The sequence below is a fragment of the Candidatus Brachybacter algidus genome (genome assembly GCF_016707225.1).
GTDB lineage: Bacteria > Bacteroidota > Bacteroidia > Chitinophagales > Saprospiraceae > Parvibacillus > Parvibacillus algidus.
This window is the reverse complement of the sequence record NZ_JADJID010000001.1, coordinates 547,044-564,361: the sequence shown is the minus strand read 5'-3', so window position 1 is coordinate 564,361 and position 17,318 is coordinate 547,044. Positions and strand designations below refer to the sequence as shown.

The 17,318-nt window shown below is 35.3% G+C and carries 9 protein-coding genes; 8 read left to right on the top strand and 1 reads right to left on the bottom strand.

What is annotated here, in order from left to right:
* The first annotated feature begins 202 nt into the window (after nucleotides 1-202).
* The 8 genes from IPI15_RS02250 (at nucleotide 203) to IPI15_RS02215 (ending at nucleotide 9,755) form a co-directional block, all read left to right on the top strand.
* Complete coding sequence (locus tag IPI15_RS02250; RefSeq protein WP_287402994.1) at nucleotides 203-1,036, top strand: helix-turn-helix domain-containing protein; 834 nt, start codon at nucleotides 203-205, stop codon at nucleotides 1,034-1,036.
* 73 nt (nucleotides 1,037-1,109) lie between these two features.
* A complete protein-coding gene (locus IPI15_RS02245; RefSeq protein WP_287402992.1) occupies nucleotides 1,110-1,664 on the top strand; it encodes a cupin domain-containing protein in 555 nt (184 codons plus the stop codon).
* Between the two features lie 664 nt (nucleotides 1,665-2,328).
* Nucleotides 2,329-4,518 (top strand): S9 family peptidase, encoded by a 2,190-nt coding sequence (locus tag IPI15_RS02240; protein WP_287402990.1) that lies wholly within the window; start codon nucleotides 2,329-2,331, stop codon nucleotides 4,516-4,518.
* Between the two features lie 92 nt (nucleotides 4,519-4,610).
* On the top strand, nucleotides 4,611-4,814 hold the full coding sequence (locus tag IPI15_RS02235) for a hypothetical protein (RefSeq protein ID WP_287402989.1): 204 nt from the start codon (nucleotides 4,611-4,613) through the stop codon (nucleotides 4,812-4,814).
* A gap of 183 nt (nucleotides 4,815-4,997) precedes the next feature.
* Nucleotides 4,998-5,684 carry an MbnP family protein gene (locus IPI15_RS02230; protein ID WP_287419064.1) on the top strand — a complete coding sequence of 229 codons (687 nt, stop codon included), beginning with the start codon at nucleotides 4,998-5,000 and terminating at the stop codon, nucleotides 5,682-5,684.
* Nucleotides 5,681-6,679, top strand: coding sequence for a cytochrome-c peroxidase (locus IPI15_RS02225; protein ID WP_287419063.1), 999 nt, complete (start codon nucleotides 5,681-5,683; stop codon nucleotides 6,677-6,679). Before IPI15_RS02230 ends, IPI15_RS02225 begins: the two co-directional genes overlap by 4 nt.
* 80 nt (nucleotides 6,680-6,759) lie before the next feature.
* Nucleotides 6,760-8,397, top strand: coding sequence for a T9SS type A sorting domain-containing protein (locus tag IPI15_RS02220; RefSeq protein ID WP_287402985.1), 1,638 nt, complete (start codon nucleotides 6,760-6,762; stop codon nucleotides 8,395-8,397).
* 14 nt (nucleotides 8,398-8,411) lie between these two features.
* Entirely contained in the window at nucleotides 8,412-9,755 is a 1,344-nt protein-coding gene (locus IPI15_RS02215) for a T9SS type A sorting domain-containing protein (RefSeq protein ID WP_287419062.1), read from the top strand.
* A gap of 233 nt (nucleotides 9,756-9,988) precedes the next feature.
* On the opposite strand, the gene IPI15_RS02210 is transcribed toward IPI15_RS02215, so the two are convergent.
* Nucleotides 9,989-17,005, bottom strand: a complete 7,017-nt coding sequence (locus IPI15_RS02210) for a hypothetical protein (RefSeq protein ID WP_287419060.1) — start codon at nucleotides 17,003-17,005, stop codon at nucleotides 9,989-9,991.
* Between the last annotated feature and the right edge of the window lie 313 nt (nucleotides 17,006-17,318).

Sequence of the window (17,318 nt, the reverse complement as noted above, 5' to 3'; positions counted from 1 at the left end):
AAAAATTCAAAGCAAAGAAATTGTCAAACTAGAAAGTATATAAGTTACGATGGCTTCTGAGTAATTCAAAACTTAAAACAACTAATCAAATATCTATACTTTTTGATAGTTTAGTGGGATAAATTGGCAATTGTCCATACATTCAGATGTTATACGTAACTTTGCCCACACATTCTAACAGAGACAATAACGAATAAATGCTATGGTACTATCTGAGTTTATACCAAGTCCCTATTTAACTGAATTTGTTAGGGTATTTAGAGTGGTGCATTTCGTTTTTGACGACATTTCAACAATCCCTTACAAGCCCTACCCCCCGAGACCAGAACATTGTTTAAGTTTTTATCCTCGAGATACTGAAACTGTAGAGTATGTAAACAATGGAACAAAAATAAAAAACTTGAATACTGTTTTGATTGGACAGCAAACGCAGGTTACAAATAGATTTGTAGGGAAAGACTTTTTAGTATTTCAAGTAGTTTTTAGTCCAGGTGGGCTTTTTCGTTTAACGGGTATTCCTTCCCATCAATTAAATAATTGCTACTATGATGCTGAAACTATTTTTAATAAGGATATTAAAGAGGTAAATGACAAACTGAACGATGGTATTAATTTTAATGAAATGGTTGTTGTGGTAGAATCATTTTTATTAAAACAAATAAATAAGAACGTAAAGGAATTCCATAGGTTAGATCAAGTAAGCAAAATAATCTTGAATACAGATAAAATATTAAATGTGGAATGGCTTGCTAAAGAATCATGTTTAAGTTTACGGCAATACGAAAGAAAGTTTATGGAACGCATGGGCATTTCTCCAAAACATTTCAGTAAAGTCGTTCGTTTTGAAAATGCTTTCAGAATGAAAAACAAAGCGCCCAATTTAGATTGGCCATCTATTGCATTTAGGTGCGGGTACTATGATTATCAGCATTTGGTGAAGGACTACAAAGAGCTTACAAATCAAACCCCAACAAACTTTCACCTTCTTGACAATGGTTCTCCTGAGAGAAAATTTGGTGAATCGGACACCTATTAAAATGTCGTTTTTTTACCACCTAACTACTTTCCATTTTCTAGACATTTGTATTGTAAAAATAAAATAATGCAAAATGAAAAGAAAAAATTTTTTACTGACGACAATTGCTGCCATTCCTGCTCTCTTGATTGGACAAAATGTTCAAGCACAAAAAACAAACCGTCCTAAAAAAGGCTTTGTAATAAAAGCGACAGAAAGCAGATTTAACGAGAAGACACTAATTGGTGGAAAAAACCCAAACGACATTAAAGTTTCCCAAAAAGACACAAACGGCGACTTGACAGTTTTTGAATATACTGGAAATGAAAAAGGTGGGCCTCCATTGCATGTTCATCCACATCAAGACGAAATATTTTTTATCGTTCAAGGTGAATACCTTTTTCAAGTTGGCGAAGACAAACATAATTTAAAAGCAGGCGATACTATATTTTTGCCAAGAAAAGTGCCACATGCCTTTGCACAACTAACCGACAAAGGAAAAATGTTTTTTCTTTTTCAGCCATCAGGAAAAATGGAAGATTTTTTCAAAGCATTAGGCAATCTAACTTCTCCGCCTTCCCCCGAAGAAGGAGCTAAAATTTTTGCTGACCACGACATGAAAGTATTAGGACCACCATTACAATTTTAACTATATAATAGAATGATAAAAACCAATGAACAACAACTAAGTATTCGTTTGGCTTGAAAAGCTTATCCGGCGTGTACGTAAAAAACCAGGTTGAATGGATCTGTATTTCTTAACGTATATTATGGAGACATCCCGATTGAAGTTGTTAATACTTAATACTTTGCTTTGTATTTCATTTTTTTTACTGATGCAGTCCATTCCCTTTTTAACCATAGTTATAAATACTTTCCCTTACCCACTTTCTTATTCTTGAAAATATATTTAGTTGTATTGAAGATCGGCTAAGTCAATATCTGGCGGATCTATCATGTGAAAAAATCCGAAAGCAATCAAGTTACATTACTTACAAGATATATGAAATGGAAATATTTAGTTGATCAATATTTTACCTTATAATGCCGTGCTGATAGTCTTTTGACCAAAATTTGTTGAATTATTCACATTTTCCATACGGTATTAGCTACTTTTACAGAAGAGTCTGCCATACGGGGCAAACTCAGAGGCTACAATAAATCATCAGTTCAGTGGTTAAATGAAACTTTGTGCTTCTCCACCTGAATTAATTTTTCATGTAGAGAAGAAGTATTGGAGTGATATCCGTGTCAATATTTTAAGTAGAATCTCTTGTCAACTAAAAATTTTACAATCTTTTAAAATCTTCGTAATGAATAATAAAATTGCTCTTTTATTTATTTTATTAATTCTTTCAACAATTAATAATACACAAGGACAAAACGCAACAACCTATACAAAGTCCGACTATGATCGAGCAACAACAATGTTAGCCGGCAATACTAGCAAATTGATTGATAATGATATACGTCCACAATGGTTGCCGGATGGAAGACTTTGGTATAGATCGTTGAAAGAAAGCCAGACTGAATTCAAATTATTTGATCCTACCAAAAAAAATCAAATTGTAGCAAATTCTCAAAAAGATTTATTCGAGAAAGGTGCAGTTAAATTAGATATCAGTAAAGGATCCCAAAATGAAGTATTGTCTCCTGATGGTAACTATTCCGCCTTTATTCGAGATTGGAATCTGTGGATAAGGGACGTTCATAATGGCAATGAAAAAGCATTAACCACAGATGGAATAAAGGATTTTGGTTATGCTACAGATAATGCAGGTTGGAAGCAAAGTGACCTTCCCATCCTTAGTTGGTCGCCAGATTCTAAAAAAATAGCAACATTTCAACAAGATCAACGACATGTAAGCAATATGTATTTAGTTAAAACAAAAGTAGGCGCACCAGAATTGAAGCAATGGAAATATCCTATTCCCGGTGATTCGGACATTATTCGCATTCACAGGCTTATAATTAATGTAAGTGATGAACCAAAAATTATCAAACTTCAAATGAATGCTGATGCGAGACGCGGAACATTATGTGATGATATTTCATGTGAGGGTGGATTTGATGATGTGGCGTGGAGTGATGATAGTGGGCAACTTGTTTTCGTATCCACGAGTAGGGATCACAAAAAAGAAAATATAAGAATAGCCAATACTCAGACTGGTGAAGTCACGGACATCTTTGAAGAAGTAGTGAATACACAATATGAATCCGGACAGGGCGGAATTAATTGGAGATACTATTCAAAAACCAATGAGATTATCTGGTACTCTGAAAGAAGCGATTGGGGTCACTTGTATTTGTATGATGCAAGCACTGGAGTAGTAAAAAATCAAATCACTTCTGGCAATTACCTGGTACGTAAAATTTTAAATGTTGATCAGAAAAATCGTGTAATTTATTTTGAAGGGAGCCAAAATGAAGGCCAAGGCAATCCATACTTTAGTTATTTCTACAAAGTAGATTTTAATGGCAAAAACCTGAAGATGTTAACACCCTCAATTGGTGATCACACAATTACTATATCACCCAATGCAAAGTATTTTATCGATTCGTATTCGCAGGTTGATTTACCTCCAATCCATGAAGTTAGAGACATGAATGGCAAACTTGTCAGCACCTTAGAGAAAACTGATATTTCCAGGCTGACAGCTACAGGTTGGAAGCCACCTACTCCTTTTACAGTTAAATCTGCCCAGGGACAATGGGATCTATATGGCCTGTTATTTACACCTAAGGCAATGAAGCTTGACGAAAAGCTGCCAGTGATCGTTAATATCTATCCGGGGCCTCAGGGTGGAAGTGTTGGTTCTTGGAGCTTTATTGCATCCAGAGGAGATAATCAAGCACTTGCAGAACTAGGCTTTGTAGTGGTTCAAATTGAAGGTAGTTGCAATCCAAATAGATCTAAATCATTTCATGATGCGTGCTATGGCAACATGGGGGAAAATACGTTGCCTGATCAGATTTCAGGTTTAAAGCAATTACAAGAGAAATATGAATTTCTTGATTTAGATAACGTAGGGATATGGGGACACTCAGGAGGTGGATTTGCCACAGCGGCAGCAATGTTTAAGTATCCTGATTTTTTCAAAGTTGGGATTTCAGAATCTGGTAATCATGACAACAGAAATTACGAAGACGACTGGGGGGAACGATATATTGGTTTAGAAACTAAAGACAATAACGGTGTTTCTAACTATGAAAAACAAGCAAATCAAATTTTTGCAAAAGATCTAAAAGGCAAATTACTGCTGATACATGGTGGAATGGACGATAATGTGCCTCCATATAACTCTTATTTAGTAGTGGATGCTTTGATCAAAGCAAACAAAGATTTTGATTTCATACTATTGCCAAATGCACGACATGGTTATGGAAAGGATAGTTATTATATCATGCGCAGACGCTGGGACTACTTTGTACAAAACCTAATGCATGCTGTGCCTCCAAAAGAATATGTCATTAAAATAGCCGCTGATCCAAGAAACAAATAAGCAATTACTCCGGACTTTGTGGGTATAAAGGACAGCCGAACGAAGAAGGTTAGGTTGAAATTGGTTATTAGATTAAAGTTGAATACAGGAATATGGGCTTTGCTACAGAACTTGCAAAAGTACTTATAGAAAATGCTTCTAACTTAGAAACTGTGCTTTCAATTCAAGCAAATACATTGGGCAATTTGAATTCTTCGGTCATAGTACTGTTGAGTTGTGGATTTGAAAAGATAGATGAGACAGACGGAAAGGAACTTGGTATATTGTGGAAGTGGGAATTAAAAAGGAAAGGTTAAGTAAAACATTTACGCCGTAGTGATAAAAGAGTTAGTTATGAATAGAGGTTCCTATAGTTATAGGAAAATTGAAGGATATTCAACAAATTGTCGTCTAACAATATTCATGACAGCACATAATTACATCGGAGTGCTTATTTTATTTGGAAATTTATCTTCCTTCTCTGGAGAATTCACTTATCAATGAAAAAAATATTTTTATCTTTCTCGTTTCTACTTTTCTATATGTTTGTTTATTGTCAGAAGCCCGAAAACATAAATATTACCTTAGAAATTGTATTCAATAATGACAATATTATTTTAGATGATTCTGTTTACCAAACAGACAATGGTACTTCAATAAAATTTGAAACCCTCAAATTTTATATCAGCCAAATTCAGTTATTGAAGAACGACAAAGTGGTTTTTGCTGAACAAAATAGCTATCATCTAATAGATATCTTTGATCCGGCATCGCTAAATATTTTATTAACTCCACAACAAAATATTAATTTTAATAAAATTAAATTTAGTCTCGGTGTTGATAGTGTCACCAATGTATCCGGAGCAATGGGCGGAGATTTGGATCCCACAAAAGGAATGTATTGGACATGGCAAAGTGGTTATATCAATTTCAAAATGGAAGGCAGATGGGCCAATAAGCATAATCTCAAAAATGAATTCGAATTTCATTTAGGTGGATATCAATATCCATATAATCCTGTGCAGACTGTTGAGTTAACAACTACCGACAACAATTGGAACATCGTCTTGGATCTCGGTCAATTTTTTAATGCAGTTAATCTAGATAGACAAAAAAGTATCATGTCGCCCTGTGCAGACGCGGTTTTACTTTCACGACAGGTTGCAAAATGTTTTCGCATCAGATGAAAAAGAGTGTCATTGCATTGTTGTGTTTTTTCTTGTTCGCTTTTACCATAAATGAAGACTTTTTCGTGGTACCTGAGAATTTCCCTCATCCTGTATATGACTTTTCTAAGAACCCATTGACTGAAAATAAAATTTTACTAGGAAGAACATTGTTTTACGAGCCCTTACTATCCAAAAACAATACAATTTCTTGCGAAAGTTGTCATTCTCCTTTCTCTGCTTTTACACATATTGACCATCAATTGAGTCATGGGATCCACGATAGTATTGGTACGCGAAATTCGACAGCACTTATGAATTTGGCTTGGCAAAAATCTTTTATGTGGGATGGAGCTGTTAACAATTTAGATATGCAGGCGCTGGCACCTATCTCTCATCCTGCTGAAATGGGAAGCAGTATTATAGAAGTAGTAGATAAATTAAATGCTTCTCCAAAATATCGTCTTTTGTTTTACAAAGCTTATAAGGATAGCCTCGTAACAGGTGAAAAAACATTGAAAGCTATTTCGCAATTTATGCTAACATTGGTAAGTGCCAATTCAAAATATGATAAAGTAATGCGCAAAGAACTAAGCTTTACCGAGCAAGAAGCAAATGGATATTTATTGTTCAAGATTAATTGTTCATCTTGTCACACTGAACCACTATTTACCAGTGGGAATTTTGAGAATAATGGTCTGGCCATGGACGCTGATCTGAGGGATATTGGAAGAATGAAAGTAACTAATCTATCTCAAGATTCATTAAAATTCAAAGTACCTACGCTCCGCAATATAGAATACAGTTACCCTTATATGCACGATGGAAGATTCAAAAGATTGGCAGAAGTATTGAATCATTATACCAATGGTATTCAACAGTCAAACACTTTAGCAAATCAGTTAGAACATGGCATTTTACTTACCTCAAATGAAAAGGTAGACCTGATCACTTTCTTATTAACACTTTCAGATAAAGACTTTGTTTTTAACCCAAAGTTTCAATATCCAAGATAAATTTCACATTCATTGAGGGATTCGGATAAAACAGTCGTCTAAGCCATTTGAATACTCATTTATGAAATTTATTTAGAGAAATGACAAAAATAATTTTGGTAATTGTATTGTTTGTAAACACTGCTTTTGTTTATGCACAGACCAATCCTGCTATAACTTCCTGGATGCAAAACACTACCATTAAAGCCAGACACTATGTGGCAGGTAATTCAACACCCATCAATGACGCATCGTTCGTTAATTGTCAAGCTGTGCAGTATAACACTACTGATGTTTATGTGACTACTACTGGCCTACCAAGCTACGTTACAGGTCCATTTTTGGATGGGAATCCTACATTAGCGACCAATCAAAATGCAATTTTTAGAATTCCGTTAAACCCTGCACAAAATACAGGGACTCCGACGAGTACAACAGGTGGAAATATTGGGGTTTTCATAAATGGTGTTGCTTTATTCGATTTCAGGGATGGTGTCGCGTGGAATAATACAACTCAATCATTGTGTGGTGGACCCGGAAACCCTGCTTGTCCTGGTGGCATGGGGGCTACACAAGCCTGGAACAGAGATGCAATATTGGCTGAAAGGGGAGGTTTTGATTGTTCTAAAGCACATCCTGCAATGGGCAATTATCATCATCATCAAAACCCAAGCGCCTTTGATTTGGATTTAGTAGTGTTGTCCACAATTTGTACACTTTATGATGCAGATGGATTGTATGCAATTAATAGTAGTATTCATTCACCATTGATTGGCTTTGCATATGATGGATTTCCTATTTACGGTGCATATGGTTACCAAAATGCTAATGGCACAGGTCCAATAGTTCGAATAAAATCAAGTTATTCACTCAATAGCGGCACCACGAGGACATTAGGCCCAAATGTAAGCACTACTTATCCATTAGGATATTTTCGAGAAGATTATCATTACACTGCAACTTCTGCAGGCACACCGGATTATTTAGATGAGCACAATGGAAGATTTTGTGTAACACCGGAATATCCTTCCGGAATTTACTGTTATTTCGCTACTGTAGATGCCAATTGGAACTCAACATATCCTTACGTAGTAGGACCAACTTTTTATGGCAATAGAAATGCCGCAAAAGTTACATCTGTGCCCGGTGGCACTACTGCATATTTACCCGGCCCTCCACTTGGCATAAATTTAATAAGATTTGATGGCCTTAATAAGATTTCTTACAATGATTTACACTGGGAGACAGCTAGTGAATTGAATAATAAATATTTTGAAATCGAAAGATCTGTGGATGGGTTTACTTTCACCACAATTGGAACGGTTGAGGGTGCAGGGACCACGAGCCATATTTCATCATATAACTATAAAGACTTCGAAAGTAAAGCCCTGCAATGCTATTACAGACTTAAGCAAGTCGATTTCGATAATAATTTTACCTATTCAAAAACAATATCTTTAACTCGAGAGGCTTCTGTAGTAGACTATAATTTGAAAATATTTCCAAATCCGGCGAGTGACCTACTAGTTATTCAAATATTAGACATTAATAGGGAAAACCTAAAAATGGAATTGTTTGACTTTAACGGAAAATTAATTGAAACAACAAGTCTTTTACAAGGAAGTACGATTGCATATTTCGATACAAAAGGCATTTATAGCGGATTATATCTTCTCAAAGCAACCAACGAGAATGGCATTGTTATAGCTACAAAAAAGGTAGAAATTATTAAAAACTAATAAAAAAAAATAACTTGAAAAATTGGATTACGATTGCCTTCGTATTTATTCTTGGAGTAATAAATGCACAAACCAATCCTGCTATAACCTCCTGGATGCAAAACACTACCATTAAAGCCAGACATTATGTGGCAGGTAATTCAACACCCATCAATGACTCATCGCCCGTTAATTGTCAAGCTGTGCAGTATAATACTACAGATGTTTATGTAACAACTACTGGTTTACCTAGTTATGTTACAGGTCCATTTTTGGACGGTAACCCTTCAATAGCGAGCAATCAAAATGCAATTTTCAGAATTCCTTTAAACCCAGTTCCAAATACCGGAACCCCGGTAAATACGACAGGTGGTAATATTGGTATTTTTATAAATGGGGTTGCTTTGTTTGACTATAGGGATGGTGTGGCATGGAATAATACAACACAATCATTATGTGGAGGACCTGGAAATTCACCATGTCCCGGTGGAATGGGCGCAACTCAAAATTGGAATAGAGATGCTATTCCGGCTGAGAAAAAAGGTTTTGATTGTTCAAAAGCGCACCCGGCAATGGGCAATTACCATCATCATCAGAATCCTAGTGCATTCAATTTAGACCTGGTAGTGATTTCCACTATTTGTAATCTATATAATGCAGATGGTTTATATGCCATAGATAGCACTGTGCACTCACCATTAATAGGTTATGCTTATGATGGGTTTCCTATATATGGCGCCTATGGTTACCAAAATGCTGATGGCTCCGGACCCATAGTAAGAATAAAATCTAGTTACTCGCTCAATAGCGGAAATACAAGGACGTTGGGTCCTGATGTAAGCAATACCTATCCATTAGGATATTTTAGAGAAGATTATCATTACAATGCAACTTCTGCTGGCACTCCGGATTATTTAGATGAACACAATGGAAGATTTTGTGTAACGCCGGAATATCCTTCCGGAATTTACTGTTATTTCGCTACTGTGGATGCCAATTGGAATTCAACATATCCTTATGTAGTAGGCCCTACTTTTTATGGCACCAGAAATGCAGCAAAAGTTACATCTGTGCCAAGTGGCACGACAACCTATTCATCTACAGCAGGTAATGATAAAATCAATTTACAGGCGACACAAGTAAAAGTTTTTCCAAGCCCTACTAACGACTTGATAATAATTCAATTGATAGACATAAATAAAGAAAATTTAAAAGTAGAATTATTTGATATGACAGGAAGATTAGTTGAAACTACCAGTCTTTTACAAGGCAGCACCATCGCTTATTTTGATGCACAAACGTTGTACAACGGACAGTATCTAGTAAAAATTTCAAACAAAAATTCTGTCATCATTCAAAAAATAGTGGTGACAAAATAGTAATTGTAGCATGTTCGAAATTATTATTTGTAGAAGATTGGCGATCTCTTATTGTTTGCATTTTGACAAGATTAAGAAATTGAATTATACTTCGATCTATAACCATGAGTCTGGTTGTTCAGGATTAAAGAAATAATTCATATAAGACCATTAATAATAATCTAAACGACCTTCAGCTATGTATTATAATGTTTTGTTGACAACTTTATGTATTTTAAATATCCACCATTATCTTAATTAATTATTACAAAATTACGCCATAGAAATTGACCATTTCTGTTAGTATAAATCAAAGAATAAATGCCACCTGGAGTCCTGGAGGGAAGTTCTATTTTTATTTCATCTAGTGCAAATAATGGATTTAATTCTTTATAAAAAATCTGATCTCCGGAATTATTAAATATGTATAATTTCCCAGGAATTGGTTGCAGATATTCGAAATTAACTTTGAAAATTCCATTATTGGGATTCGGTCTAAGGTCCATTGACAACAATGACTCCAATCCCAAATTTTGTATCGGAAAAGACAAACTATCGATGGATCCAAATATCCTGAATTGTTTTTCCTTCAGCACCACACAATTGCCTGAATAAGCAAGTAGACCTACGTTATATGAACCGGGTGTATCAAATATCATGTGAAATTGATTCTCTATTTCACGTGATTGGATGAGATAAGATGATTCAATTATCCAATGCAAACTATCAGGAATGGGCCAGGTTACATCTACAGCGATTATTGGAATATTAATTACTCCCTCCCCTGCAACAATAAAATCGTAATCGTTGGACTTCTCTGCAAGATTTATTGTCCAATTGTCTTCAAGAATACAACCCCTTTGATCTGAAATCTGCAGGGCAACATCTCCGATTTCCGAAATATTGATCTGTGGCTGATCTCCTATTATTTCGCCATTTTGACTCCATAAGAAAGTCAACGTATTGTCATCAAATGTGTAATTAACTCCAGACGGAGCACATAAAACTGTATCTGAAAGGTTTACCCATTCAATATTACTTTGAGGACTGGGTAGTATCTCATAATTTTGATTCAAGGTACAAGTTCCAAGGACGGCTTTTAAATTCACAATACCAGATGGGCCGGAAAAAGTTTTTCCGCCGGAACCGTCTTGCCATTTGATTAATACTAAAGGATCAATATTATCAGGAAAATCAACCTTAATTATTCCATCATTCATACCTTCACAAGTTGGGGGCTTCACTTCAATAATTTCCGCAGCAAAAGTATTATTCTGAGTGATAGTCACAGGAATTCCAGGTGCAAAAATACAACCATCAACATTCCTTATTCGAACTTCATAATTTCCACTTGCCAAGTTGTCAAATATAAATTCCGGTTGCCAATTTAATCCGCTATTAATAGAAAACATCAACCCGGGAGATGTCAAACCAAGATCTATCCGACCGTTGTCACCACATATAGCTTCCAAGGTATTTGGATGAATGTTTGTGACAACATTTCCAGGGAGATCCAGGACAATTGAAAGAGGTTCACTGATGCAATTCGTAATTTTGTTCTTAGTCAAAACATTGTAATTACCGGCTGATAAGTTATGAAATTCAGCTTGTTGGCTCCAGGTTTTTCCTCCATCAATACTAAAAAGTAAATCCTCAGCAAGTTCAAAAATAATTTTGCCGTTTGCAGGCTTACAGTTTGTTAGATTTTCAATAGCAACATCTGAGGATAGTAGTTGTGGTGTGCTAAAATTTATATTTTTCTGTAAAGTATCAGATATGCAATTACCAAGAGTGTCTTTGATTATTATAGAATAAATGCCATCTGACAAATGATCGAATGATGGCGTATTCTGAAAGGTCACACCATTATCGATACTATAAACATAATTATCACCGGATGCAATTACAGTAATTTTACCGAATCCGTTAGTACAATTAAGTTCTGTGGAGGAAAGAACCTCTGTAATAATTGGAATTTTTCCACTAATGATCTCAATATCTTTTGGCCAAACATAGGTGCAGTTCTCAATATCTTTTACCAATAAGTTATAAATCCCATGTTGTATACCAATGAACTCCGAGTTATTCTGCCAATTTAAACCGCCATCAATGCTAAAATTAAATTCAGGACCTGCAAATATTTTAATATTCCCAAAAGAATCCTGACAGCTTTCAGGATTGATCACGACAACTGAATCAAGTAATAATGCTGCTGAAGGATATAAGAATATTTGTTTAAAAACAAAGCTACATCCATCTACAGAAGTCAATAAAGGTTCATATGTACCAATACTTAAATCATTAAAAATATTTACTGACTGTGTAGTTAATCCCCCATCAATGCTGTAGGTTTGAACCCATTCAGGATAATTTGCATTAAGCTCAATGCTGCCATCGTTCACATCACATTTCTCTGGAGAATGTACTGATTTAGATAATAATTCAATGCTCTTGTATGCTTCAAAATGGTATTCCTGACCCAAACTTATACATCCGGAATTTCTTATTGCAACTTTATAATCGCCAATACCGAGATCTTTAAACAGACTTGAGTTAGCCCAAGTAAGTCCTCCATCGATACTAAACTCCAATCCAGTGCCTTCAGCAAATATCTGAATGTAGGCATCTAGACCTTGGCAATTACTTGTTGAAACAAAGTCAACCATGCTGATCTTTGGTCCTGAAGGAGACCCAACTATGACATCGACCGGGTATGTAACTATGCAATTAGTATTAGGATCTTTCACCTTAATTCTATAGCTACCGCCACCAAGTCCTTCAAAATGAGGATCTGCTTGAAAATTCATTCCATCATCAATGGAATATTCCAAACCTGAAGTACCTGTAATGATCTCAATGCTACCATTAGGTGATTGACAATTACTATTTTCTATGATTTCAACATTGGCTATAGAAAAAGTGGCACTCGAATTTAATGAAACTAATTCATCATATATATTTTCACAACTCCCATCACCATTGCGAATACGCAAAGTATATTCTCCCGCCGGCAAATTATTAAAAACCGGGTTGACTTGCCAATTGATGCCATCAATAGAATATTCTACATTTGGTTTATTGGCAGCACATGCGATCGAACCAAAATTACTGCCACAGTCTGGTTGCTTAATTTCAAGTGAGACGATCTGAGGTGATTCAGGCGCAATTAGTGTGATCGGATTAGAATAATTAAGAATGCAATTACTGACTTTTTTCTTTACTACAATTTGGTAAACTCCAGATGATAAATTTGAGAATACAAAATTATCACTAAAATTAATTCCACCATTAATACTGTATTGATACAGTTGAGGTTCATTGACATTCACGATCAATTCTCCATTTGGCAGTTCACATGATGTAGGTTGTATGATGCTGACATCGTTGATATGAAAATCGATGACAGAACCAATGACAATTGGATTTTGAAAAAAAAAATTCTCACATTGTCCATTTGCATTTCTGATCTTCAAATAATGATTTCCACTTGTAAGTCCATTGAACATTGGACTTTCTTGCCATGTAATTCCATTATTGATGCTAAACTCCACACTTTGGGAAGATGTAAATGTGGCCATTAATTCACCATTGGAAGTGCCACAATCCGGAGTTTTTATTATTTGTACCGCTAAAAGTGAAGGTTGGGATGGGGCAATTAATTGAACCGGATTAGCAGGATAATTAGTCTGGCAACCCAAGCTATTTTTTACAGCTATTTGATAATTACCTACACTTAGGTTTGTAAAATTAGGTTGTACTGACCAATTTGATCCATTATTAAGACTATACAATAAAGTTAGACTATTAATATCATAACTAGAAATCGAAATACTTCCTGTATTTGAATTTTCGCAAGAAATAGGTTGAATGATATTGACAACCTGTATTATTGGGGCTGGAACGAAATTTAAGACAACTGGATTTTGAGTATAATTTAATTCGCAATTCGCATTAATGTACTTGACTTTTACATTATAAGATCCTGCACCTAGCGCCATAAAAACATTAGAATTTTGGTAATTCAAGCCACCATTTATAGAATATAGTAATGTTTGCCCATTCGAACCACTTGCATTTATGGTAATACTTGCTAAGCCGGATGTACAACCAATTAGGCCTTCCGACTGCACTTGAGAAATAAGAGGAAGCGCCAATTGATTTATTACTGTTGGACTTGAACTTATATTACTACAAGATCCATCAGGGTTTCTAATGCCAATAAAATATTGTCCGGCAGGAAGATTGGAGAAAGTAGCATTATTCTGCCACGTATTTCCAGCATCTTTGGTAAACTGAGGGCTACCCGATCCTGAAGTAAAAGTAATGCTGATATTTCCGGTTGGATTACTGCAATCCGTTGGCTGAATCGTATTAATTCCGGTTATAGATGGTGCAGATGGCGCAGTTATAACGACCGGGTTTGAAGGAAAATTTACAACACAAGTAGCATCATTATTCCTTATAGTTGCCAAGTAACTACCTTGAGTTAAATTAGTGAAGCTGCCGTTATTGGCCCATTGATCGCCATTGGTGATGGAGTATTGCAATGGAGAAGAGCCGGGTTGAGCGACAATGCTGATGCTGCCGTTTGATAATTGGCAATCGCTTGCATTCGTTGAATTGACAGTGGTAAACTGAGGTGCTGTTGGTCCGGTAATTACAATTGGATTAGAGACATAGTTGACTATACAAGTGCCATTATTGTTTCTGATCCTCCCGTTATAATTTCCGGATGCTAAATTAGCAAAATTAGAACTTGCAAACCATGTATTTCCATTGTCTATGCTATATTGAAGCGGTGATGAACCTGGATTTGCACTTATTAAGATTGAGCCATTATTTAGTCCACAGTCAGTCACATTATTTTTTACAATATTCAATAGTTCCGGCGATACTGGTGCTGAAATCGATAGAGGGTTTAAATTATAGTTTACAGCACATGTGCCATTATTATTCCTGACTTTAATCTGATAATTACCTTGATTCAAATTATTGAAAATATTAGAAGAAGACCAGTTAGTTCCATTATTGATTGAATACTGGAGGGCGGATTCACCGGCTATCGCATTGATAGTAATTTGTCCATTGATAAGTCCACAGTCACTAACATCTGTCGAAATAACTGTTGTAATCATTGGTCCGATATGACCTGGTAGCACAACCGGATTATTGACATAATTAACTATACAAGTCTGGTTTATATTTCGAAGCTTAATATTATAACTTCCTGGAGACAAATTGCTGAAATTACCGGAATTTGACCAGTTAATACCATTATCAATACTGTATTGAGTGGAGGAACTTCCGGCAGTGGATGCAATCGAAATAATCCCATTATTTAAATTACAATCTGTGGTATTTGAAAATGTAACTTGATTAATAATTGGTGGAATTGGTGTGGTAATTATTACCGGATTACTTACATAATTCTGGATACAAGTACCGTTTTCGTTTTTAATTTTAACCTGATAATTTCCGCCATTCAGATTTGGAAAAACATTTGAAAGTTGCCATGTATTTCCATTATTGATGCTGTATAAAATATTACCGGAACCGGCAGCTGCATTAATACTTATAGAACCATTCATGGCTCCGCAATCGGTAACATTTGAGGAATTCACACTATTAATGACAGGAGGTAAAGGGGCAGTTATTACAACAGGGTTAGATGGATAAGTAACCAAACATGTTGCATTCTGATTTCTAATTACGATCTGATAATTTCCAGTGTTTAAATTATTAAATAAATTATTGGCAGACCAGTCAATTCCATTATTTATTGAGAATTGAACAGCTCCTGTTCCGGAAATGCTATTTATTGTAATACTGCCATTTGTAAGCCCACAGTCTGAGATATTTGCTGAAATTACATTGACAATTTGTGGAGGAATATTTTCATTTACAAGAATTACGTTCTTAGCATCTGAAATACAATTAACATCCTGTCTTTTGTAAATTAAATTATAATTACCTGGACCCACATTATTGAAGATAGGGCTGGTCTGCCAGGTGCTGCCATTATTGATACTGTAGAAATATGGCTTTCCATCAGGAGGAGTGAACGTTATATTGCCATTAGACATAAGGCACTGGGGATTCTCAGAACTATTCAAAACATTAGGTAATAAACCGTGTGTGGAAGGAATACTAAATACATAAGTACAAAATTGGTAAGGTATAGGGCCATATCTCACTTTAATATAAATGGCTGACGTATTTGTCGGAACATCATAATTAACATCCGGAGAATTTGGAATCGTTGTAAAATTTATATTATCAGAACTTACACTTACCTGATTGATATCATTTATACTTTTATAAGGAGAATTAAGAAACATTTTAAATGCGACATTGCCATTTCCATCACAAGGTCCTGGTGTAAATACCACATCAAATATCTGAGGTTTAAAATTACCTATAATTATAAATGGAATATCCGGCAAAGCAAGTATGCAGGCACTCTTCCTAAACTTAGGTATATAAGTTCCTGGACTTAAGCCGGTAATAGCATTGTTAAAAGACCACGTAGCGCCATTGTTGATGCTATATTCCAGACCAGAGGATGGACTTGCTGCGAATGTTATTTTACCGGTTTCGCACCCGTATTCACTTACCACCGAATAAGTATCAATAAATCCTTTGGGCCAAATACTTACTTGATTCCTATACTGAACCATACAAGTAGATCCTGGTTTTCTAATAAACACATTGTAAATACCAACAGAAAGCCCTGAGAATGTATTGGAAACCTGAAAATTAACCCCATCTAATGAGTATTCTCCTCCGTTCGGGCTTCCTGTTTTTATTACTTGAATGGAACCCGTTGCAGCGCACGTTAAGGGATTAGTTACCAAAACTGTATCTATCAGATTTTTACCGACAGTGATTAATTCTTGAGTAATCGGGTCCCAATATTGAGTCTCAAAATCAAGATAGGTAACCCTTACAGGGTTCAAAGCATAATCTTTGATGCAAGTCTGACCATTAATATTAACTTTTATTTTGCATTTATAATATCCTTGAGAAAGACCAATAAATTGATTATCAAAGCTCCATGAAGCTCCATCGTTAATAGAATATTGAATGTAACTTCCATAATCACCATCTACGGTAAAAACAATTTGTCCTGTGGGAGCGCAGTTTGAAACAAATTGACCAAATGAAAGAATTGAAAATTCCGGACAAGAAAGTGCTGGGTTAACTGCGATTGGAATTTGCCCCTTTATCCAAAAGGAGGTAAACAGTAACACAAATAATAATATAGTTTTCATATAATTAATTTTTAATTATAGAATATTTAATTGGTGAAATCTGTCATTCTCCCTGGTTGTTTTCAGGACGATTATAAGGGCAAGGGAAAATATAATTGAACTTCCTGAAGAATTGTAATAACTATAATTAGCGCCAAAATTACTATCTAGGTAAATTGAAATGTGCTTCCTGCGATTGTTAAAGGTCTCGTTTTCTTGTTCAATATGCATTGTAAAAGATACTGACTTTAAAATAATAACAAGGCAATTAAATAAAATTTTCATGGTGTTTAAGTTTAAGTAACCGCAAACATTCCCAACACAATTAATAATA

What these genes read in the sequence shown, in the direction of transcription:
- IPI15_RS02250 (WP_287402994.1), top strand. Translation starts at nt 203, where the DNA reads ATGGTACTATCTGAGTTTATACCAAGTCCCTATTTAACTGAATTTGTT.
- IPI15_RS02225 (WP_287419063.1), top strand. Translation starts at nt 5,681, where the DNA reads ATGAAAAAGAGTGTCATTGCATTGTTGTGTTTTTTCTTGTTCGCTTTT.
- IPI15_RS02220 (WP_287402985.1), top strand. Translation starts at nt 6,760, where the DNA reads ATGACAAAAATAATTTTGGTAATTGTATTGTTTGTAAACACTGCTTTT.
- IPI15_RS02230 (WP_287419064.1), top strand. Translation starts at nt 4,998, where the DNA reads ATGAAAAAAATATTTTTATCTTTCTCGTTTCTACTTTTCTATATGTTT.
- IPI15_RS02245 (WP_287402992.1), top strand. Translation starts at nt 1,110, where the DNA reads ATGAAAAGAAAAAATTTTTTACTGACGACAATTGCTGCCATTCCTGCT.
- IPI15_RS02240 (WP_287402990.1), top strand. Translation starts at nt 2,329, where the DNA reads ATGAATAATAAAATTGCTCTTTTATTTATTTTATTAATTCTTTCAACA.
- IPI15_RS02210 (WP_287419060.1), bottom strand. Translation starts at nt 17,005, where the DNA reads ATGAAAACTATATTATTATTTGTGTTACTGTTTACCTCCTTTTGGATA.
- IPI15_RS02235 (WP_287402989.1), top strand. Translation starts at nt 4,611, where the DNA reads ATGGGCTTTGCTACAGAACTTGCAAAAGTACTTATAGAAAATGCTTCT.